The 24,450-nt window shown below is 38.9% G+C and carries 14 protein-coding genes; 3 read left to right on the top strand and 11 right to left on the bottom strand.

Translation table 11 applies throughout. The features are described from left to right. Positions 1–376 precede the first annotated feature (376 nt). From QZZ43_RS10425 to QZZ43_RS10400, 6 genes are all read right to left on the bottom strand, one after another. Positions 377–1,540: a dioxygenase gene (locus QZZ43_RS10425; protein ID WP_291858723.1), complete on the bottom strand. Its 1,164-nt coding sequence runs from the start codon at positions 1,538–1,540 to the stop codon at positions 377–379. Positions 1,541–1,655: 115 nt separating this feature from the next. Next, the gene (locus tag QZZ43_RS10420) at positions 1,656–3,131 is read right to left on the bottom strand and encodes a hypothetical protein (RefSeq protein WP_291858721.1); all 1,476 of its coding nucleotides are present in this window, start codon (positions 3,129–3,131) and stop codon (positions 1,656–1,658) included. Between the two features lie 12 nt (positions 3,132–3,143). Next, complete coding sequence (locus QZZ43_RS10415; RefSeq protein ID WP_291858718.1) at positions 3,144–4,904, bottom strand: DUF6057 family protein; 1,761 nt, start codon at positions 4,902–4,904, stop codon at positions 3,144–3,146. Between the two features lie 553 nt (positions 4,905–5,457). Continuing rightward, the gene (locus tag QZZ43_RS10410) at positions 5,458–6,648 is read right to left on the bottom strand and encodes a hypothetical protein (protein WP_291858716.1); all 1,191 of its coding nucleotides are present in this window, start codon (positions 6,646–6,648) and stop codon (positions 5,458–5,460) included. A 20-nt stretch (positions 6,649–6,668) separates the two neighbouring features. Beyond that, positions 6,669–8,387, bottom strand: coding sequence for a RagB/SusD family nutrient uptake outer membrane protein (locus QZZ43_RS10405; protein ID WP_291858713.1), 1,719 nt, complete (start codon positions 8,385–8,387; stop codon positions 6,669–6,671). Positions 8,388–8,400: 13 nt separating this feature from the next. Beyond that, entirely contained in the window at positions 8,401–11,562 is a 3,162-nt protein-coding gene (locus QZZ43_RS10400; RefSeq protein WP_291858711.1) for a TonB-dependent receptor, read from the bottom strand. Positions 11,563–12,338: 776 nt separating this feature from the next. Here QZZ43_RS10400 and QZZ43_RS10395 point away from each other — a divergent pair. Further along, the gene (locus QZZ43_RS10395; protein ID WP_291858708.1) at positions 12,339–12,680 is read left to right on the top strand and encodes a hypothetical protein; all 342 of its coding nucleotides are present in this window, start codon (positions 12,339–12,341) and stop codon (positions 12,678–12,680) included. Further along, the gene (locus QZZ43_RS10390) at positions 12,670–12,819 is read left to right on the top strand and encodes a hypothetical protein (protein ID WP_291858706.1); all 150 of its coding nucleotides are present in this window, start codon (positions 12,670–12,672) and stop codon (positions 12,817–12,819) included. Before QZZ43_RS10395 ends, QZZ43_RS10390 begins: the two co-directional genes overlap by 11 nt. Positions 12,820–13,195: 376 nt before the next feature. On the opposite strand, the gene QZZ43_RS10385 is transcribed toward QZZ43_RS10390, so the two are convergent. Together QZZ43_RS10385 and QZZ43_RS10380 are read right to left on the bottom strand one after the other, a co-directional pair. Then, a complete protein-coding gene (locus QZZ43_RS10385; RefSeq protein ID WP_291858704.1) occupies positions 13,196–14,995 on the bottom strand; it encodes a RagB/SusD family nutrient uptake outer membrane protein in 1,800 nt (599 codons plus the stop codon). A 21-nt stretch (positions 14,996–15,016) separates the two neighbouring features. Then, a complete protein-coding gene (locus QZZ43_RS10380; protein ID WP_291858701.1) occupies positions 15,017–18,163 on the bottom strand; it encodes a TonB-dependent receptor in 3,147 nt (1,048 codons plus the stop codon). Between the two features lie 1,020 nt (positions 18,164–19,183). On the opposite strand from QZZ43_RS10380, the gene QZZ43_RS10375 reads away from it, so the two are divergent. After that, positions 19,184–20,062 (top strand): AraC family transcriptional regulator, encoded by an 879-nt coding sequence (locus QZZ43_RS10375; RefSeq protein ID WP_291858698.1) that lies wholly within the window; start codon positions 19,184–19,186, stop codon positions 20,060–20,062. A 365-nt stretch (positions 20,063–20,427) separates the two neighbouring features. On the opposite strand, the gene QZZ43_RS10370 is transcribed toward QZZ43_RS10375, so the two are convergent. The 3 genes from QZZ43_RS10370 to QZZ43_RS10360 all read right to left on the bottom strand — a co-directional run. After that, positions 20,428–20,886 (bottom strand): hypothetical protein, encoded by a 459-nt coding sequence (locus tag QZZ43_RS10370; RefSeq protein WP_291858695.1) that lies wholly within the window; start codon positions 20,884–20,886, stop codon positions 20,428–20,430. Positions 20,887–20,947: 61 nt separating this feature from the next. Then, on the bottom strand, positions 20,948–21,868 hold the full coding sequence (locus tag QZZ43_RS10365) for a hypothetical protein (protein WP_291858692.1): 921 nt from the start codon (positions 21,866–21,868) through the stop codon (positions 20,948–20,950). Positions 21,869–21,935: 67 nt separating this feature from the next. Continuing rightward, positions 21,936–24,450: ATP-binding cassette domain-containing protein (locus tag QZZ43_RS10360; RefSeq protein ID WP_291858689.1), on the bottom strand; the 2,515-nt coding region annotated here is incomplete at its 5' end.

Raw genomic sequence — 24,450 nt, 5'->3', positions numbered from 1 at the left:
CTAAAATCAGCTGATTACCCACATTTAAAGGAACTCAGCTCATCAATTAGTGTAATCCAGACAATTATACGACGACAAACATAGTGAAAAGTTTAATTTTTTTTACACTTTTTAATCTTTTGTTTTGGCAACAGTTTGAAATGTGATGATGAAAAGGAAATTTTCAATGATTAGTGTAGTACCTAATTTGTGATCCGCTGGAATACAAACAAAAAAAATGGAAGAAAGTAACTGGGAATATAATGAAATAATTATTAGGAGATTTCTCTTACATTATGAAAAACCTCCTCAAGAACAATAGAACAGAGATGTGTGAGCTACAAAGAAACAGACGCTTCCGGGAGGGCAACATGAAGAATTCTACTCTATAGGGAAATCAATTATTTACACCCATTTCCCCTTCAATTTCCACCAGCAGATTGTCCCTGCAAACATCTGCTTGCACAAAGCTTATCGGAATATCTGGGAAATGAGCTTTACAAATAGATTCAACAAGCGAAAAGTCTTCTTCGTTTTTCACATACACCCTCAGTAAACTATATCTCCAGGCATCAGTTTTCTGGGATTCTTCAACGGATCGACTCAGCTCTTCAAGATTGGCAATGGTAACGCGTGTTTGCTCTTCAACGTCGCCAATCCCCACAGTTTCCTGACCAATGATTGAGGCAGTGCCGGACAAAAATAATGTTGCACTACCCGGCATCCTCAGTAATCTGGCTCTTTCAAACTGAGGCGGTTGCTTGGCAGCTTTCTTCACAGGAGCTGAACCAATCAATACTTCCTGACCATAAACATAAGGATTCTGCTGCTTCCGATTGATTACAGCGCTTGTAGCAACAGAGTCACCCAACAGTTGCACTGCAAAGAAGTCTATGGTAACACCAGGAGTTTTAACACCAATCCCCGTAGCCGACGGAAAATCTTTTCTGGTGCGATGCTGGCGATAAAAACGGCCCCGAACTTCATTAAATACCTGATAATTCTGCAAGTTCCGGCCATCAGAACCATTAACTTTAAGAATCTCTCCCACATAATTCCATTGCCTGATGATATCATCTATAGTCATGCCTTCTGTGTGTAGTATTTCTACCACCTGCTCGAAGGCACGGATGGAGTCCTGTTCAATATTTGTAGAGCAACAATTCCCACCATTTCCGCTAACCCACAACTCTTTAACGGTTTCATCTTCAATTAAGACGTATGGGAAACCATGAATCATTTTGTAACGAATTAACAATCCATCTCTAATTACAAAACCTGCCTCAATAATTAAAGGGCAGGAAGCAAAAGGCTTTTGAGAAACAATATTAAAGGAAGGAACCTCATCTTGAAAACAATCTGAGATTGTCCGTGAAAATTCAACAACGCTTTGTCTAAACACCTCTTCATTTTCAATATCGACAAACACAGTCAACTTAAACACCAGACCTCCAATCCCCTTTGCGTATGACTTAACCTCAAGCAAGCAATCCTTTAATCCGTCAAAGACACCCTGATACTTTTTTGAATAAAAAAGTTGGTATTTTTTTTTCATCCCCATAGAACAATCACCTAAAACGTATAACTCCAGTTCAATCTATAAATTCTCATGATCAAACTAAATCTGATTTATTAAAAAACTTGTAGCCAAACTAATTTAATACCCTATCTTCATATCAATCATTACTTCTTCCGAATACAACCTGAATATGCTCACTATTAACCGTTTTCTCCAGTTCATCCAAATCCATATCAACAGGTCCATTAATAAACTCCGGAACATTAAATGAATAAAAAGTCATATCATAATAATCAGGATCCTCTTGTGGAAGTAAAAACGGTTTTCCTGGATTGCCCTGCTCATCGATGTGCGCGATAAAAGGCATCGTATAAAGTCCGTTTTGCCTACGACTGCTAAACACAATCCATCGTGAATTGGAAGACCATGAATGATAACTCTCCGTCTGGTCGCTATTAAGTTCATCAAGCGGTCTATTGACTCCTGTCTCAGTGTCATATAACCATAAATCAGCCTCCTGATGCCAAATAGAAAAATTTCCATAATCGAAGCTGGTAAACATAATAAATCGACCATCATACGAGGGCCGTGGAAATGAAACCGTCTTATCCAGTCCGGCTGCATTGAATAATGTATCCACCGAAGGTCCAAACTTTCCGGTTTCCGGATTGAAAGCTATTCTCAACAAACTATATTTAATATTCTCTATTTGAAGGGGAAGAGAGTCAACCTGCGCAGAACAAAAGAATAATGATTTTCCATCGGGCGAGAAAGCGGGAAATGTTTCCATGTGATTATCACTTTGCAATTGATCACAGGAGAAAAGTGCATTATTTTTAATATCATACACTACAATATCGGAAGCATGATCAAACACTTCAATCCTTTTTTCATGTGCAGCATGAAATGTTTGTTGTGTTTTATTAACCGAATAAGCAATATAATTACCCGAGGGGTGCCAGTAAGGATACACACAGTTAGACAGCGTTTCTTTCGTTTTTGTATCCAACACGTTTAAATTACCTTCTTTCAACAGAACAGTTCCTCCCTGCGGTCCGCGAATATGCAAACTCATATTATCAGCACTCGTTTGTTTATAACAATGGCAATTCATACAACTACCCTGAAAAAGAGTATTCTCAACTATCGCATTCTGTTCAAAATCATTCAGTGACCTTTGATAAATCCCCATCTTGCTATAAATCTCGTAGCCCGGCGCAATCAGACGATAGGAAAGACCATAATCTATGGAATCTCGGCTTACATAAACAGGAAAAGGGGAAAAACGAAACCACGTTCCCTTGCGATTAATATCCAGATGAAACATAAGACTATCCCCTTTCGAAGTTTTCAGAAGATGCTTCCATTCATCTATCGGGATAGAAATATTTTTACCTGACTTAACAACTATATTTTGCCCGCTACTATTTTGTATATTCAATTCCGAACGAAAAACAGAATCCAGTTCGATTCGAAAGTTAAGAGGTGCAATACCTAGTGGAATCGTTACACCCACATAATCAGGAAAAATATGCGGATATTCATCCTTTTCCTGAACCACCGTTTTCTCACCTTGACATGCTCCATTCAAAAGCATCAGGAAACTGATAATTGAAAAAACCAAACCCTTCATAACAATCAATTTTTAATTCCTAAAATGAAAATAATACCAATAAGTATCAGCAAAATCATCGCGCAATAGATTTTGTGGATCAGATTGAGATGTATAAATCCGCTTGTACGCATTCAGGGAAGATTTGATTTGATTATTGATGTTATAAGGAATTTCTTTCACTACATTACTCTTTGAAACATCCCAGGCATAGATCAATGCCTCCTGATAGTGCCGGGGAATTGCAAAGTACGATAAAGATTCCCCAAGAGGAAAATACTGCACAAAATGCTGAATATCTTTATTTAACAAACAATACGCCATCAGATATTCAAACGCCAGCTTGCTTTTCTTTTCTGAAAGCATAATCCCAAGCATCATATCCTTTTCTTCTCCGCTAAAAAAGAAATCTCTATCTAATTTCACACGCCTCAAAAGACCATATTCCGGATGTCGGTCAATTATCTCTTCTGAATTTAACGCCCTTTCAAAATAAATAGCCCATTTTCGGTAATAAAATGTATGTTGAAGTATTTTCAGATATTTTCTTGAAAGCACATAATTCCCGTTAATCAAACTTGTCTCGGCAAGCCGTTTAATAGTCCTGACACTTTTCTGATAATCAGGCAAAGCCTCCATTGCCTCAAATGAAAACCGCTGCGCTGTATTGATGAAGCCCAGATGATAATAAACTTCTCCTGCTACCATCGGGATGGTAAAATCTTTAGTAAAGTCAGGGATCAGGCCATCTACCCCGTTTTGATAAAATTCGAACATCCTGTCTCCCAGAAGCCCCTCCTTCCCCAAAGCCAGATTTAAACAAGTTACAGAAAGAGGACTTTGAGGTGCTTTCGCTTCTGCTTTTTGGATAATTTCTTCCCATTTCCGCATCCTCACATAAAAATCATATTCCATAATTTCCTCTCTTTTGAAATCAACGGACTTATTCATAAACCAGCCTCCAAAGAGGAAGAGAGTAAAAATTTGCACAAAAACGACCGTTCTCTTTTGACTAAATCCCCGATTTGAAAGAAATGTCGATAAAAAAGGCATCAAAACAAGAAGAAAGCCGATAGCCCCCACAACCAATGGAAAATTAATCGGGTAACGAAAATAATCGACACCAACAAAAGTGCGAACAGGTGGGAACATTCCCAAAATGTTTTTCAATAAAAACGGGATTACCACAATCAATGAAATTCCCAAAAAGTAAAACAAGAAAAGAAATTTCCAGGAACGGTTCTTTTCTTTTATTTCCATTATGAAAACAAATAGAAAGAAAAAGATAACACTGCCTCCTGAAACCAGATAAAGCAACGGAATCCCAAAGAAAATAAATAGCATCTTTACAAGCCCGGACTTACTAAAAGTATATAAATAATTAGTGAGGCTAATTAATAAAATAGACACCAATCCTCCGAGTAAATAGTTTTCGTCACATAAAAGCCCCCAATACATTAAACCCGGAAAGAATGAAAGCACAAACATATTCTTTTCGGCCCTAAGATTTTGGGCTGTTGCAAACAATATCCTTTGAAGAAGGACCAGCATCACTGCAATAATTAAACTACCCAACCAGGGATAAAAATAAAATTGAGTAAAAAAAGATCCCAGATAATTACTAAAACCACCAGGCTGCATCACCCTTTGAAAAAAGTAATCAAAAGTGAAAAGAAATAGCTGGTATTGCTCCTGATAGTGTAAATGGAAAGAATAAAAAAGAACAAAAAACAGAAAAATTAAAGTCCCCAGAAGCAAGGAACTTAAGTCGGATATTGATATTTTTTTGTACATAAAAGTAATTGATTCAGTAGTATTTAGTCAGTAATGAGGATTCCATTTACTGACATAGCCAAAAAACTATCAAAACAATATAAAAACAATATTTTTGAGCATCTCATGGTTCATCGAAATAAGAATAACTCCGTCATTAATGGTTGGTCAAAAAACGATCGGAAATAAAGACCAAAGTTTAATCATCGCTATTCTCTTTTAATAACTAAGCAATAACCAAATTTTCATAAAAGGAAATTACCTGTGCTACAAGATCCAAAAAAGTCATCGATTTAAATCTTTAATTTGCATCAAAGATAGTAGTTTTTAGCCCTCGGACGTTCCTAAAAGCATTGTAGCTTCTTTTAGGAAAAATACAAAAGGGCGAACAGAAATTGTCCGCCCTTAAGCACTATTAATTAATCATTACTATCAACAATACTCCGTTAAGCTTTTACAAACAGTTAATAATTAATCCATTACAAAACATGACAAACGGACCGCGACTTACTCATAATGAAATTGTTGCATCGCTACGTCTCTGCATTTAAGCTTTTTTTAACGGACTATTGTATTAATTGACCGCTTCAAATTTATAAAGCCAGGTCTCACCTGTACCATTGTCACCACCAAGAATAAGCGTATTCTCGGTTACTGAAACAAGTGCCAATTCAGTAAACACCGCATTTCCGCCATTTACATTCACTCCATAAAGGATACTGACACCATCCAGCTTAATGGTTCCCACAGAGTAGCCATCAACCTTAGATCCTAAATCCAACTCTACAGATCCGGTATGGATACCTACCGGGTCAATACTGGTATCACTTCCTTCGTAAACCTCTTTAGTCAAACTCAAATCTGAATATTTGAAAGTCATGATTCCATCCTGTCTTTCAATCATATTCTCATAGCTATTCTGCCACCAGCCTGCACCCGGGTCTGTAAATCCATGATAAGGACCATTGGCCCATACTACACCACTACGAGACCACCTCCAGCTTTTAGACACATCCGGATTGGCAAGGAAATCACCAAAAAGGTTAATGTATTCATCTGGAACCGTGGTCAGTTCTTCCACATTGATTTCTTGTGTATAAGCATCCTCTATAACAGAACCGTCTGCTTTGGTCAGGTCCAGAGAAAGCATATAAGTACCAAGAGAGGTAACAAAGAGTTCCAACCGGTTTTTGTTGCCTTTTGCGTCGCCAAAAGTCCAATCACAAAGGTAAGGTGCATCACAACTCAAAGTGAGCTTATTGCCGGGTGTCCCGTCTTCCGCAACTTCCTGAACTACATCTATATTGTAATCAACACCCTCCACATAATTGGCATTTCCCCAAAAATAGGGTTTGGAAGTTTTATCAGGTGACCCATCTTCATTGTACATAATCCCAAGGCGGGTTTGAACATTCGCAAGAAGGTTAGTCATTGTATCAATCTGAACTGAAAGATTGTCTTCCACTTTTGATCCGTTTCCATTCAATCCGACAAATTGAACATCTTTAGTCCCGACATTATCGAAGACAACAGTTGCATAGGAAGATTCAACCTGAGAACGATCAGAGATCCACCTCGAAAGAAGAGGAGAATTGTTTTCTACAATAACTTCATTTGAGTTCCTGCCATCAACCACTATCGGTTCGGCTGACAGCTGAAGATTCTCCATGCTGACAACACCCGATAACGAATCACGATCTTCGATAGGATCGCAAGCTGCAAAAACAGCAGCAATGAGGGTAATATATAAAATTATTCTTTTCATGAGATTCTGTTTTTAAAGTTTTACCAACCCGTATAGTTACTAGAAGCAGTTCCGTAACCCGGAGTTTGCGACAATACACCTTCCGATAAGGCAATTTCAGACTCTGGAATAGGGAAAAATCCTCCAGTTGCTTCATATCGGGCTCTGTAACCTCCTCCAAAAGATTTCATAACAGTTGGGGTTCCACTTTCATATACTTTCACCCCCAATTGGGCTTCTAATAATTCTGGAGCATCTCCCCAACGACGTATATCAGCATAGCGTCTTCCTTCAAAAGCAAGCTCAAACCTCCGTTCACGCTTCAACGCATCCAGTGAATAGCTAACAGGACCCAGCCCGGCTCTGGCACGAACCTCATTCATCTTATCAGCTGTTTCGGTTAACTCAGAGTGCATTAACAATACATCCGCAAATCGAATCAGCATCAAGTCATTTACACCATCTAACTGAAAGTTATCAGTTGCACCAAACATCGGAACAGAAAAAGATGAATAATAAGTAGGATTACCCTCTCCGTCAACTTCGCCTGTTTCAGCACTAATGTGTACACACTTCATTTGCCAGTAATCGGTTTCTTCCATCATTGTCCAACCTCCAAATGAGTAATCCGGCAAATCAGCAACGGGCATAATAGAAGCTTCACGTCTTAAGTCGCTGGGTTCTGCATCTTCCCAGTCTTCCCAAAGAGTTGGGTTTACAGGGCCTGCACCCCATCCTTGGCCAAGTGGGAAAGTATTTCCATAAGGTTGACCACCACGAATACCAAAATGAAGGAGGTACTGGTTTGAATAACCAATGGTTGTACTCCAGTCTGCAAAGTTGGAAAATTTAATGGCAAAAACGGACTCCTTATTGCCATCTCCAGCCCAATCCAGGGCATTCCCATTGACTCCTGTTTCGCCAGACATTTTATCAAAATCAGACAAAGTAAATTCATTAGTATAAGCCCAAAGATTTCTAAAATCTCCAACCAGGCCATGTCCACTATTGGCAATACAATCTTCCAAATAACCAACAACATCGGTTTTCGTCAGCGAACTTCCATCAGCTAAAGTCAGCCCATCCATATTGTAATAACCGGTATAAAACAGATAAACACGGGCCAACAGTGCCTCTGCAGCCCACTTTGTAGCATGACCGGCAACTGTTTGGTTGTAGGGCTCATCTTTCATAAGTGAAATGGCCGATACCAGATCATAACCTATCTGGGCATACAGTGAATCAGCAGGAGCATTGGGAAGATTTTCCGCTTCATCAGAATTTAAAGGCATGGGAACCTCTCCATACATTTCAGCCAATTCGTGATAGAAAAAACCACGCAAAAAATGTGCTTCCCCTTTTAATTGATTAACATCTTCTCCTTCCAGTCCCATTTTATCTATTGAGAGAATAACACTGTTGGCTCTGAAAATACCCTGATAGCGGGCTTTCCAAAAGGGACGGGAGGCATCGGTACCCTGGTTCATAATTTTATCCCATGCCTGCATCAATTTGTCATTATCCCCACCACCTCCAAAGCGGTCATCTGAAGCAAGTTCGGCAGCATAAAAATAAGTGCATTGAGGATCAGCCACAGCAGTATTGAGGGTATTATAGATTCCAATTACTGCCTGCTCCACATCTTCCACGTTGGTGGGAAAATTAGAGGTGTTTTTCTCAGTAAGATTCTCTGTGTCAAGAAAATCTTCACAGCTGGTAAATACCAGAAGAGCTACTGCAAAATATATTATTCTTTTCATATTCTTCTCCTAATTAAAATTTAAGATTTAATCCAACCAAATAGGTTCTTGGGGCAGGATAGAACCCAAGATCAATACCGGAAGACCAATTACCCTGATCACCTGATCCACCGTCATATCCGTATCCAACCTCCGGATCCATTCCCGAATAATTCGTGAATGTGTAGAGATTTTGTGCGGAAACGTAGAATCTGGCCTGCTGCAACGGTAAGTTAACAAACAATTTTTTGATGTCATATCCGAGGGTGACATTGCTGATTTTCAGGTAATCGCCATCTTCGATATAATTATCTGAAATATATTGCCAATTGGTATGTGTTCCAGGTGTAAGACGGGGCCACTTGTTAGAAGTTCCTTCTCCGTACCAACGGCCAAAAATTTCGGTAGTATAATTTTGTCGCTCGCTATCAGCAAATGAACGATAAGACTTGGCAATTTGCTGACCAAAAGCTCCATTTGCAGTCAAGCCGAAATCAAACCCTTTATAAGACAAGCTTAGATTAAGACCGGCTGTAAAATCAGGATGAGGATTACCAATCTCGGTTTTATCCTTTTCATCAATGACTCCGTTCTTATCTGTGTCGGCAAAGATAACATCACCAGGCTGTGCTCCTTCCATCACACCAAGGCCTTCAGCACGTCTTGTTTCAATTTGTGCCTGGTTCTGATATATTCCCTCAGATTTGTATCCCCAAAAATAACCGATTGGCTTACCCACTTCGGCACGATACATCTCTGTGGTCCCCTGGCTTAACACATGAGGTTCACCATGGATAATTCCTTCACTATTGGCAATCCGGGTTACTTCATTTTTATTGTATGCTCCGTTCAGACCAACGCTATAGGCCAAATCTCCAGCACGATCGTTCCAGTTCAAAGCCAACTCAATTCCCTTGTTTTCTACATCACCCCCATTAATGAATGGAGGCTCTGTACCATAAGAAGCCAATGCAGGGGCAACAACCAACCAGTCTTTTGTAGTTTTCACATACCAGTCAAACGCTACCCCAAGTTTTGAATTCAACAATCGGGCATCAAATCCAAGGTCAATCTGTTCTGATGTTTCCCAGGTAATATCCTCATTGGGTAAGATATTTTGATATCCACCCTGGCTTTGCTCAGTTTTGGTATTCCCAAAAGAGTATTTAGCTGTTTCAGGGAAACCTACTGTAGCGATATACTGAAAATTATCGATGTTACAGTTTCCGTTTTGTCCCCAGCTACCACGCAGTTTAAAGAAATTAAGAATACCACTTACTCCGTCCATGAAAGGTTCATTAGACATGACCCATCCTGCCGAAACAGAAGGGAAATATCCCCAACGATTGCCTGCAGCAAAATTTGAAGATCCATCGGCTCGCATGACGACTGAAGCCATATAAGTTTCGTTGAAGTTATAATTGATACGACCAAAGAAAGATGCAATTCCTCCTTCGCCCCATGGTTCACCGTTGATACTGGTAAGCCCTGCTGTATATCCTTTGGTATTGCTCAACCAGGCATGATCAAAATCTGAAAAAATGGAACGGCTATTGGTTACATCCATATTTTCTCCCAGACCAAACTTCTCAACCGACTGGCCAACAAGAGCGTCTATTGAATGCCCATTAGCCAGGAAAGAATAGTTTAATGTATTTTCCCATTGCCATTGAAAGCCAAGATTCATAGATTGCTGAGTCTGATCATTTTCCGGGTTATATCCATCTCCTGCAGTACTCAACTCATAAGTTGGAACATAACGTCTGTAACTACTGGCGGAGAGCTTATACCCGAAGCTGGTCTTAAACTTCAGATCAGCCATTGGCTGAAGTTCAAAAAATACGTTTCCCTGAAGATTATGATTTTTAGATAAGTTACGACCACTGCGATATTCCATTAAAGCAATGGGGTTACTGTTCTGTGAATCATAGTTGACTAAACCTGTTGCGCTTTTATCATCTGCATCAAAATATTCTCCCTCTTCATTATAAACAGGCATTAGAGGCGAAGCCACCAACATCGAGTGAATATCATTGGCATAAATGTTTCCAATTTGAATACCATTACGGGTACTGTAACTGTAGTTCAGGTTTTCTCCAAAACGTACAACATCCATATCATTCACGCGATATAGTACATGGTCCGAATTTACACGGGCTGTGGTTCTTTCATAATTAGGATTCACCGGTTTCCCTAGAATACCATCTTGTGAGGTATAAGAGAACCCAAATGAATAGGTAGATTTATCATTTCCTCCAGTAATGTTCAGCGCATGGTTCTGAGTTGGAGCATCCTTTTCCCTAATCTCTTCAAGCCAGTTGGTACCATTAGACTCACCAGCCATAATTGCTTCATAATCCGGCACAAAGCTGGCCCATTCGTAGCCATCTTTCCCGTCATTAAAACGGGTTTCATCCATCATGGTCATATACTGCCTTGCATCCAATAGCGCAGGCATTTTGTACACATTTTGCACTCCAAAATATCCATCATAACTAACCTGAACTTTTCCGGCTTTTCCCTGCCTGGTGGTAACCAAAATCACACCATTGGCAGCACGTGACCCATAAATAGCAGCAGAAGCAGCATCCTTAAGCACGTCAATAGATTCAATATCTGCCGGATTTAAGGCATTGATATCTCCACCGGTAACCCCATCAATGACATAAAGCGGTTCGGAGTTACCCACAGTTCCAAGGCCCCGCACATTTACTTTATACCCCTCTCCCGGCATTCCGGACGACTGAGTAATATTAACACCGGGACTCTGACTCTGCATAGCCTGCAAAGGACTTACAGTATTCATCTTTTGAATATCCTCACCGGAAACATTCAAGTTGGCCCCTGTAGTTAGTGCTTTCTTTTGAACACCATACCCAACAACAACAACTTCATCCAGGTCGGTAAAGGTATCCTGCATAACCACGTCAATACGAGTCTGGCTGCCAACAGTAACCTGCTGAGTTTCCATACCCACAAATGAAAAGACCAGGACAGATTCCTCCCCGGTCACTGTAAGATTGAAATTACCATCAACGTCGGTAATTACACCATTTTGTGTCCCCTGCTCCAGAACCGTAACACCAGGAACAGATTCACCTTGTGAATCAACAACATTACCATTCACCTGCACCTGAGCAAATGAGGCAATGCTAAAACACAAGCCAAGAAATAAAAACAACACTCTTTTTTTCATAACAATAGAGTTAAAATTTAGCTTTACAAAAGACAGACTCTTTTAAACATTTTTTTTAATATTAAACATGCAAAAAACACTTAGTTTTTCCTTGGAGAAATTGATAATCAGCCACTCATTTGGCCTGTAATAAACACACTTAATAAAAATTAATTGGCCTATTCCCTCTAAAAATAATAGCCTCCTATAAGTGTATATACTACTCTATAATTTTTTTACAAATGTATCTTAACCACTAATTCTCTCCTAATACTATTCATTCGATCATTGTTCATTTTTTTACATTTATTCACTTTTCGTGTTGGGATTTACCAAACCATTCAAATAGTTTTATTTGAATTCCCATGAATTACAAGCTGATTACATGGTATTAAGAATGGAAATAAACTAAAAAGGTCACGGTAAGATTCAACCGTCCTACGAGCAATAATAAGGTAACACCAGAAATTGGGAACCTGACAACGTTTCTCTTTTGTTCAGGCTAAACAAAGAAAAAAAGTCTAAGGGGACTAATGCAAAAGCCTGACCAGCCTGGACATTTAAATCCAGTATTAGATCAAAAGATTAATCTTAAAAAATGAAAACAAAAATAGACAAACTTAACCAACGCCTGGAATAATTCAATAAAAAAGAATATGAGCAACTTCAGTAGCTGAATAAAGAACATCTTCCAAGACTCCAAAAGCATGGACAACAATTAGAAACGCTGGAAAATCGAAGTAGCTATTCTAAGACCGATAAATATGCGACATTCATATGCATGAAAAGAGAATTACATGAAAAATTGCCACTTAAAGCCAGCTTACAATCTGCAAATAAGTACGGAAAATCAGATAATAGCTAACTTTTCATTACACCAAAAACCAGGCAATACAGCAATCTCAAATCTCAACCCCCATCTTCAGCAGTGTGAACAACAGCAAAATAAGCAATCTAAAGAAATTGTTGCCAATTCAGTTTATGGAAGTGGAAAAAACTATGAATGCTTTGAAAATCAAGGTCTTCAAACGTACATTAAATACAACTACTTTCACAAAGAGCAAAAGGGAAAATTAATTCATTTTTACCATCAAACCAATATTTCAATGCTCTCAAGAATTTTCTGGATTGTCCTATGAAGCAGAAAATGCATTGGGGGTTAATCCCGGAAATCCTATTCAGCCTACATCTCAAAAGTTCATATTTATGAGCATGAAAACTGCCAGATTTATCCACTTCGAAGAAATTACCAAAGAGCAAAGGGAAACAGAAGGATAGAAGCATAAGACCTATAGAACGGGAAGCTGTCCCCGCGGATAAATGATAAATAAAGTTTAATACCAAGTTTGAGCAGATTGCTCAAAGAGCGTTACCAAAAGGCGAAACAGAATTTAGCTTGATTGCAATATCTCATAACTTAAAAATGTCCCAAAATAATGGCAACACATCACAAAACTCAATTCAAAATTTGGAAACCTTGTGTCTTTTATGGCATTATCTCTGAAAGTCGGTATAGAGATTTTAAAAAGAGACTTTTCTTTCAAAAGTGGAGACATTTAATATAAATCTCAATCAAATATAATTTTTTGCAGCCACAAAAAAAGGCTGCCTCTTGCGAGACAGCCTTTCCTCTTTAAAAATGTAAATCTTAAAATTAGTTACTCCAACCAGGATAAAGACCCAATCCATCCTGGCTATATCCTTCAGTCTGGTTTAGCAGACCTTCTGAAATGTCAATCTGGCTTTGAGGTATTGGAAAAAATCCTTTTGTAGCATCATAACGGGCACTATATCCATCAGGATGCAGTGCTTTATGAGTAGCTGGTTGTCCAAAGTTAAATATTGCAACACCAACTTGATCTTCCAGATTGTCCTTTGCATATTGAGCACCCCAACGACGCATATCATTCCACCTTAATCCTTCACAAGCAAATTCATAACGACGTTCTTTCTGAAGAGCTTCAAGGGTATATCCACCTAATGCGGGCAAATCTGCACGATCTCTAACTCTGTTAATGTATGATACATCTTCTTTCAATTCTGCTAACATAAGCAAAATATCAGCATAACGAATAAATATCAAATCATCCGTATGACTAAGCTGATTGTTATCGTTCATACCATACATGATAACACCATAGTCATTCATAAGTTTTCCTTCATCATTTCTGGCAGTTACTCCGTTATACTTTTTACCCCAGTAGTTACTTTCCATTACAAAGTCCCACTGACCTCTTTTATAACGCGTTTGAACATAGGGATCATCGCTTTTTTCTGGATAATCCACGTTAGGAATTGCATCCATCACCTCTTTGTTAATATCAATTATTGAGGCCCAAAGTCTTGGATCGTTTGGCTCATCTGCCTGCCATTGCTCAACCAATGATTCAGTAACAGAGTTTCCTTGTCCCCAACCGCCTGCAAAGGGGTAAGTGTTTTCAAGATTCTGTAAACCACGTAAAGCAAAGAACAATTCGTAAGTATTAGAGTATCCCCTTCTGGTATCCCATCCAACAAAGTTGTTGAATTGAAGAGCAAAGACAGTTTCGGGATTTCGCGCACCATTATCACTGGCATAAGTTAAGTCTTTACCTGTTTCAGCCATGTAATTCTGGATATAATCATAAGTATCAATGGTCAATGAATTAGTATAAGGCCACAATTCATGAAAATCCCCCACCAACATGTGACCGCTATTAACATCAGCATCTTCAAGCCAGGCGATTACATTTGCCTTGGTAACACTACCACCATCAGGCAATGTAATGGCATCCTTGTTATAGAAGCCGGTATAGAAAAGGAAAATTCTACCCATTAAAGCTTCAGCAGCCCACTTGGTAACTCTTCCCATTTCGGTTTCAGAATAAGGCACATTCGGCAGCAATTCAATAGCACTCTTCAAATCGGCAGCTATTTGACCATAAATCTCATCTGCTGAAGCTCCACCCAAATTAACAGGTTCGGTGGTTGTTTTTAAAGGCACTTCATTAAACAGCGTATTCAACCTGGAATAAAAATAGGCTCTCAGGAATAATGCTTCACCTTTATATTGATCTTTTAAGGCCGGACTAACGATCTCATCAGAAAGCAACTCCATGTTCTCTATGGCGAAGTTAGCCCTATGGATACCCATATAAGTTACTTTCCAGAAGTTACTCAACATCTCATTATCAGAAAACTGAAAGGTCTCGTAAGCCTGAGCAGCAATATCATTCATACCACCCCCACCAAGCTTGTCATCACTGGCAATTTCACAAACCATAAAAAAACTTCTATCTGCAAATTGCTGAACATTGTTCATGGTGGTATAGATACCGGCCATCATCTGCTTGGCGTCATCTGCTGTCTGCGGAAAATTCACTGATGTTTTCTGAGTAAGAGGTTCTGTTTCCAGAAAGTCCTCACATCCCATAAGCAGTACAGCTCCAATAATTAAATATAATATTCTTTTCATAATGCTTTCAAATTAGTGGTTTTAAAATTTCAGATTAAGACCGACCATATAGGTACGTGGCGCTGGATAAAATCCAAGGTCGATACCCGAAACAAAGGTCTGGGCATTTCCATCAGCGTCATCAGTACCATAACCAACTTCAGGATCCATTCCTGTATAATCGGTAAATGTAAACAGATTACGTCCTGCCACATATAAACGAGCTTGTCCTAAAGGCATGTCTGGCAACAATTTTTTAAAGTCGTAACCAATCGTAACATTTTGGATTTTAATAAAATCACCATCGTGGATATAAATATCAGATATATTAATCCTGTTAGTACCATTACCGGCTGTTAAGCGTGGAAGGGAATTAGAAGTCCCTTCACCGTGCCAGCGATCCAAAATATCCGTGGTATAGTTATGAAACTCATTATCGCCAAATGAACGGTATGAACGTAAAATTTCATGACCGAAAGCCCCTTTACCGGATACTGCGAAGTCAAAACCTTTGTATTCAAGATTAACTCCAAATCCAATTCTGATATCAGGATGAGGATCACCAATCATTGTTTTATCATCAGGTGTTACTGCACCATCACCATTGGTGTCAACAAAAATAACATCTCCTGGTTCCGGATCAGACTGTAAAAATCCATCTGTCCAATCACTAATCTGTTGTTCGTTCTGGAAAATTCCGGCTGTTTTATATCCATAAAAATACGCAACGGGGAATCCGGTTTCAACACGCCATACAGGATCGGTTCCTTGAGAAATAATAGAGCCTCCACTTTGAATAAAACCAGAAGCATTACCCAGTCTGGTAACTTCATTGTCATTCTTGGAAATATTAAACTGTGCACCATAACTCAAGTCACCAACACGATCGTTCCAACGCAGAGATAATTCAAAACCTTTGTTTACGATATCACCTCCATTGTAATAGGGAGCTTGTGCACCATAAATATCCGGTTGAGGTTTACGAACCAACCAGTCTTTGGTCTCTTTGTTGTAATAATCAAATGCCAACTGAAGACGTGACCTCAGGAAATAAACATCTACACCAAGATCCAACTGTTCAGATGTTTCCCATGAGGCATCAGGATTAGGCAATATGGCAGGATAGCCACCAAGCTGAACTTGGTTTCTATCATTACCAAAACGGTAATTATTTTCGGCATCAAAACCAATAAGTGCAAGGTCCTGGAATGGGTCAATAGCGGCATTTCCGTTCTGTCCCCAACTTGCCCTGAACTTAAGAAAATCAATGGCGTCATTGTTCTCCATGAAACCTTCTTCTGTCATAACCCAACCGGCAGATACTGATGGGAAATATCCCCAGCGATTGCCTTCTGCAAAATTAGAAGAACCGTCAGCCCTCATAACAACTGTTAAAAGATACTTCTCATCAAAGTCATAATTCACCCGTCCAAAGAAAGAGGCCAACTGACCTCTGTCATTTGGGGCCCCTCCTGTATTTGTTACTCCAGTTGTTAACCCGTCGGTATTGTCAAGATATGCATACTTAAACCCGATGAATGTAGGGTTAGCATTAGTAGCTGTCATATTTGAACCATAACCCCACTTTTCAACAGATTGACCGGCAAGAACATCAAAGGTACTTAAACCCGATTCAATGGTATAATTTAAAGTATTCTCAAAAGTCCAACCATAACTATTACCTCCACTCTGAGTAATACGTCCCGGAGTTGAATAGGAATCTCCTGCCATAAAATACTCAGGCTGGTAAGAACGATAACCATTCGCATTCATCCTATAACCATAACTACTTCTAAGAATCAAGTCCTTAATAGGCTGAATTTCCAAATAAGCATTACTATTGATATTGTAATTTAAAGTTTCGTTCATTCCCCTATTCAGATGCATTACACCAATAGGGTTATAAAGCCTTGTTGAAATGTCAGCCAAGCCCGAAGCTTCTACATCATCTAAAGCGAAGTATTCACCTTCATCATTATAAAGAGGAACCAATGGATTACCTGACAACAAATTGCGTACATCATTGTAATACATTCCCCCAATAGCAACACCTGATCTTTCACTGTAGCTATAATTAAAGGTTTGCCCTACTTTGATGATGTCCAAACCATTGTTTTCATATATTACGTGATCACTATTTAAGCGCGCAGTGTATCTTTCATAGTTCGGCTCAACAGGTTTACCAATAACACCTTCTTGCGCTGAATAAGAAAAGCCCATCGAGAAAACAGACTGATCTGAACCTCCTGTAATATTGATGGCATGGTTCTGGATCGGTGCATTTTTATTATATGCTTCTTGAAACCAGTTGGTTCCATTCCATTCACCACTTTGAATTCTTTGATACAATTCGGGAATATCAGAAGCAAAATCCCTCTCCCCTTTTCCGGAAAGAACACTCTCTTCATTATAGATATCCATGAACTGCTGTGCATTCAAAAGGTTTGGTGTATTCTCAATGTCCTGAACACCATAATATCCATCATAGGTAACTTCCATTTTACCTTTTCTTCCTTGCTTAGTGGTAACCAAAATCACACCATTGGCAGCCCGAGAACCATAAATAGCAGCGGAAGCAGCATCCTTCAATACATCAATAGACTCAATGTCGGCAGGGTTTAGATTATTGATATCTCCTCCGGCAACACCGTCAATAACATAAAGAGGCTTAGACTCTCCAATAGTACCAAGACCACGAATGTTCACTTTGAACCCTTCACCCGGCATACCTGAACTTTGGGTAATGTTTACCCCGGCAGCCTGACTCTGGATTGCTTCGAGAGCTGAAGTGGTATTTTGCTTTTGCAAATCATCACCAGAAACATTAAGATTCGCCCCGGTGGTCAGTTTCTTTTTCTGAACACCATAACCTACTACAACAACCTCATCAAGATCGGTGAAGGTTTCGGACATCACAACATCAATGGTTGATTGATTACCAACAACAACTTCCTGGGTTTCCATACCCACAAAAGAAAAAACCAGAACGGTTTCCGCTCCTGGAACTGTTAAATTGTAATTACCGTCAATATCGGTAATCACACCATTTTGCGTTCCTTTTTCCAGAACTGTAACTCCCGGAACAGGTTCGCCCTGACTGTCTGAGACACTACCACTCACCTGCACCTGAGCAAATGTGGCAATGCTTAGACATAACCCAAAAATTAAAAACAATACTCTTTTTTTCATAGCCATAGAGTTAAATTAAAAATTAAAAAACAATGTTTTTTTCATCGTTATCTTTTGACTTTTTTTAACGTTTAAAAACATTAATATTACCATTCTCACAAACAAAAAGCAAGACAATATTAAAACATTTTAAATATCATTAAGCTACAAACACCAATCACTATCGCCTTTAAAGATTGACTCTCAATAACTTAATCAGAAAAAGAACACATTCTCTTTGCTGTTCTGTTCTATCTAGCTACAAACGTAAAACATTTGTTTCTTTTATCAAAGACTTTTTATTGGTTTTATTTGTTTTTTAACATTTGGTAAGAAAACTAATTATTTTCATCCTCCTGTGCGCTTTCACAAACACAGTTCGGCTGAGATTTCGGAGTAAGCTCGGTCGAACGCTCACCTGGAAGCTTTTAAGGGAGCTCCATCGGGCGTATCCTATTGTTATTGCATCATTCGAACTTATCAGATTTATTTGAATTACGCGTTGTTATTACTCCCCTTCAGGGGAGTCAGAGAAGGGCTGTGGAAGTAAATATTTACAAAGCCTCTCATATTTAAAAACCTTGTTTGGTTCCGGCTTGCCAGGTTGCGTATATAGTTAAAAAACTGCAATTAAAAGACAACAATTAAATTGTACTAATCCATCAAAACAAAAGTATTATAAACTACAATTAAATGAAAAAAACATTACAACCAGATTAAATTTCAATCTAACAATCTATCTGGAAGAATAATATTCACATCCAAAAAACAAAAAGTTATTATAGTACTATTATTTCACAATTGTTATATTTGCCATAAAATAGGTTTTAACAATAATCCATAACAAAAATAGTCCGTTATATAAAGCAAAAACGCAGAGCCCCTATAACGCAAAGTTTATATAATCAAAGAGTTGACCTCAACTCATCAGAATGTTTTCCAATAGTCTTTCGCAAGAGGGCTACACCATTGCCTGTTTGGTTCTGGTTTGTCCGGGTTAGGAGTAAGCCTAAATAGCTAAGATAAAATTCAAACCATACCATGAGAAACAAAATCCACAGGGAGATTACCCCGTTACAGGAAGATGATTGCTTCCTGGTATTTGACAGAAAGCGTGACCTGTTCACCTTTCCGATACATTTTCATCCGGAATATGAAATCAATTTCATTGCTAAAGCGAAGGGTGCAAGGAGAGTTGTGGGGGATCACCTGGGAGAGACAGGCGATAAGGAGTTGGTAATGGTAGGCCCCAATCTTTACCACGGTTGGGAGAATTATAAAAACACCGGAGAGGAAATGCATCACGAAATTACAGTGCAATTTCCCCGTGACCTTTTTCAGGAGCACCTACTGCAAAAAAATATCTTAAAACCCATACGTGAAATGCTCCACAATGCCAACAGAGGCATTCTGTTTTCGGAGCAAACCACAGAAATGGCCGGAAAAAGGTTAATGCAAATCAGCAAAAAACGGGGTTTTGATTCCTACCTGGAGTTTCAGTCTCTATTATATGATTTAGCAATTTCCAGAGACCAACGACTGCTAACCAATATTTCATTTCAAAAAACCAGTGACTTTTTTAACAGTGACCGGATTGAAAAGATTTACAATTTCGTGCGGGAGAATTACAATAAAAGAATAATGCTCGAAGATGCCGCCAAGCTCCTGAACATGTCTATTGTCTCTTTCAGCCGCTTAATAAAGCAACGAACAGGAAAATCATTTGTGGATTTTGTGAATGAAATCAGACTGGGATACGCTACAAGAATGCTGATTGAAACCAGCAAAAGCATTTCAGAGATCTGTTACGAATGCGGTTTCAATAACATTTCCAATTTCAACAGAACTTTCAAGAGAAAACAAAACTGCACCCCATCAGAATTCAGAACAAACTTTAATGGGGTGAAGAATGTTTTTTAATTAAACAAACTGCTTTTCCGAACGGCTAAATCATTCGTAAATAATCTATTACGTTAATTACAGAAAACCGACTAAAAGACAATCAGAAAGAGAAGTGTAAAAACAAAAATAACCTGCGCCAACAAGATGCGTTGAGGTAAGTCAAACGAATAATACTTTTTAAAAGACATATTAAATGGTTTTACAGGGTTTATAAATAATGGGTTAACCAAATTCTATGTAAAAGACGCAGTATTTATAAAAAGGTTGCATCTGTTCACAAAAAAAACACCATCAACCTAAATAATGATGGTGTTTTTCTCAATACAAAGCCCTCACGAAGAGAACTTTAAATATAATTCTTGATTTGTTTTCAATTGACAGAATCAGAATCCACCTTCACCGGCAGCAAATTGCCTCTGTAAAGAAAGTACAGCTCTTGCACATCCCTCACTTCCCTCCGGAAATGAAAAAACCAGACTGTAAACTTTCGTGGAGCGACAAACAAAGCCAAAAGCACTATACATCTTCCCTTGAGCTTTATTACTCACCAATAGCTTATCGCCATCATAAAGTTGCATGTGAACTTTTTCGGAATTCCCTGCTCCGTTGACAACATTAAATTTATATTGGCTCCGGCTGTTCAGGATAACAGAATATTTCACCGTTCCGCTTTCCCCACCGTTTTTCTCATTTTTAAGATCAACAATAAAGTCCTTGATATATTGTCCGTCTCCCATCTGAGTGAGCGCATCCTTTAAAAGAGCCTCGTGGTTGCATTGAGCATAGGCACCAGAAAATCCGACGCCCACCAAAAGAAGAAGTGTAAATATTAATTTTCTCATCGTTCAAAATTTTAATCGTACTGCATTAAACACCAAAAGGATAATTGTCTCTAATACTCAATTATTCAACAACATCAGCACGAATTTCTTTTATTTTCTCAATTATTGTGCCAAGCGTTTCGGGCGAAATTTCCACATGACTTGCCTCTGCCTGAACAATAATAAGCATACCGTCCTGCTCAATTGTCTTAGGCTCACCAACTTCCTTAGTTATTTTCACCTCTTTGTATAAGGTTTTGAGCTCGGACAAATGATCTATCAACATTTTAAAGCTACTGTTTTGCTCATAGTTCTGAAGAATAATATACAGGATGTCAACAATCTCTTTTTGTTCTCCCAGACGATTAATCAACTCCTCATCGTTTGTCTTTTCAATAACACTGGAGGCAATATAAAGGCCCTCTACCCAAGCGCCGGTAATAACCAGAGCACTAACATTGCTTCGATTTTGCTGGCGTAGATAGGAATCCATTTGGTTAAAACTGGATACGGACATCTGCATAAGCGAATCCAGATTACTTGAGTTGGAAGCCATTCTTTTTAAAGACTCAAAGTCGAAAAATTGTCCAACTCTGATACCATCTGCCAGGTTCTTCACCGCCAGCAAATAGGAAACTACAATATTACTTTTGTCATAAGAATTGATATACCCCAAACCGGCACTAAAAACCCCAAGATTGAGCGCTCTTTTGAAACTGGTGCTGTAATTGGATATATTCTCAGGATTATTAAGAATTTGCTGAGAAAAGTCAACTCCGGTAGACTTTATGAGATTGGCCATCTCAACAGGTGATGAAATGTTCTGAATTACATCTCCAATAATTTCTTCAGAAAGCTTCAAAGGGGCTTCTCCGGTTAAAGAATCAGGCAATGCAAGTTCATCTTCCTGTTCGGCATTTTTATTTTCTGAATTTCCGGCACATGATGACAAAAAGCCGGCACCGGTCAATATTAACAGAGCAAAAATCAGATTCCTAATCATAACTTATAAATTTATTTTTTCCTATTTTCTTAAATAATGTTCTTATACTGCAATGATAATAAAAAAGTTACTTACTTTTCTTTCTTTTCCAATTAATATTGCCCACAAAAGTCAGTCCTTTTTTCAACAAATCAAAATAAAGAACTACATACAAGAGGGCAGTAATCACCCAAACAATAGCAATATTGAACCATAAGGTTTCAAAATAATGCCCCATAAAATGCTTGGATGGTGCAAAAAAATGGGTTCTGAAATCAAGAGCCCCCTGAGGTTCGGGTTTTTGATAAATTGGATCAACCATCTGAATAAGGTGGTTGTCTTCTCTTAAAATCTTATTCTTATCGAAAACCTTACGAACCACGTCGTTAATACTTTCATTAAAATAATCGTTCTTGATCCGCTCAAACTTTTCTCTGCTCTTAGCTATGTTAGATGTTAAAAACTCTTCCTTCACGGTATTGGCCTGGTAAAATTCATTCTGATAATAGTTCAGCAGTTTATCCAGGTATTTATTGATTTCGGCCCCCGTTTCAGCTGAAAATTGCTCAGGGGTAATTTGCTCCGGGTGCGAAAAGTCAAATTCGGGAACCCGTTTCATTTCCAATGAAACTTCATTGGCAAGCAACTCCACATTGCTGACATACTCTTTTCGGGTAATATTAGAATCTCCCTCAGCATACCTTACCGTCTCGGAAGTAATGTCACGCAATTCGGGGATATAATAAACCTGTTTAAAATCGGCAGCGCTCTCTCTCCTCTCTACCTCAAAAATATTCTTCTTGAAATTATTGTGCTTATATTGATGAACAATCAACCCTTCATAAACCCATCGTGACGGCATAAACTCGGCAATGGCCGGAACCACATCAGGACTGGTAAAGTCCTTGTTTAGTTTGTCGAATGTAAACATGGCACCCCCTAGAACCATCTGGGGTATCATCAGCAGTGGAATAAGAATGTAAATGGTAATGATTGAATTGAAGGAGGCAGAAATTATCAACCCCAGAATATTGGCAAAAGCAGAAACTGAGAATAGCGCCAGCCAAAATTCAAAATACATATCCTTAATGCCCAGCACAGTGTTGGCAACTCCTACAAACAACACCATCTGTATGGCAGAAATAGTGAAAAGTATCAATATTTTGGATACCAGATAACTGGAGCGACTCAAATTTAGAAAGGCTTCCCGCTTAAGAATTTTGGCATCTTTGAAAATTTCTTCAGCACTGATAATCAACCCAAAGAAAAGGGCCACCACAATCCCCATAAAGATATAGGGAGGGATATTTTCATTTTCTCTGAAAATATAAACACTGGAGGTGGGATCTGCAATGTATCTGACAAGGTAAGCCAGAATGAAACCCAGAAACGGGGCTTCCAGCAAGTTGAGCGAAATGTATTGTGTGTTACTAACCTTGGAAAAGAAGTCTCTAAGGGTATAAATCTTAAACTGACTGAACCACGAAGGAATATTCAAACTCTTAGGCGGTGCATCTTTAACAGGGTTGACAGTAGGAATGGTGATTTTTTCCTGATAATGCTCATGCCACTTCTCCGGAGAGACTTTTCGTTTATCAGTATAATTTCCATATTCATCAATCACATTGGAGTCGATGATATTAAAAATCAATTCGGGGTTGAGGTTTCCACAGGTGGGACACTCTCCGACATCACTGTTAATCTGGGCATCAAGTCTTTTGAAATAAATCAGAGACTCACTGGGATTTCCGTAATAAACAGGATATCCGCCGGTATCGAGAATATACATCTTATCGAACATCTTATAGATGTCGGACGATGGCTGATGTATAACCACAAAAATTAGTTTGCCTTTAAGAGACAATTCCCGAAGGAGGTTCATCACATTTTCAGAGTCTCTGGAAGACAACCCGGAGGTGGGCTCGTCAACAAACAAAACGCCGGGCTCCCGGATGAGTTCCAGGGCAATATTCAACCGCTTTCGCTGACCACCACTAATCATTTTGTTAAGAGGCGAACCAACTTTCAGCAAGCGACGCTCGTAAAGGCCTAAACTTTTAAGCGTTTCATCAACCAGTTGATTTATCTCCTCCTCTTCTTTATCCTTAAAACAAAGTTTGGCATTGTAGTAAAGATTCTCAAAGACAGTAAGTTCCTCAATCAAGAGATCATCCTGAGGAATCACCCCAATCACTCCTTCCAGCGCATCTTTATCATGATGAAGATCGTATCCGTTGATCAGCACCTGACCTTTGGTAGGCGTTTCGATGCCCGAAAGAACGTTCAGAAGGGTTGTTTTACCAGCACCGCTGGCCCCCATAACACCAATTAGCTTTCCTTGTTCTTCGGCAAGCTGTATGTTTCGCAGGCCTATATCTCCCGATTTAAACTGAAACTCCACATCTTTAACTTCATACGTAATTCGTGGAGAATCGGCATCGGTCAGGAAATGACCTACCACATCGGTAAAATAGATAGGTTTTCCCTTGGGTACACGAATAAAACTACCATTGGGAAAAAGATAAATACGCCGGGTGTTTATAACCAGACCGTTGAGGAATATTTCCTGATCGCCGGTATATCGCATAAAATACAGGTCGGCG

This window comes from Marinilabilia sp. (assembly GCF_016278715.1).
Lineage (GTDB): Bacteria > Bacteroidota > Bacteroidia > Bacteroidales > Marinilabiliaceae > Marinilabilia.
Note: the sequence above shows the minus strand (reverse complement) of the source record. Positions and strands in the feature narration are given on the sequence as shown.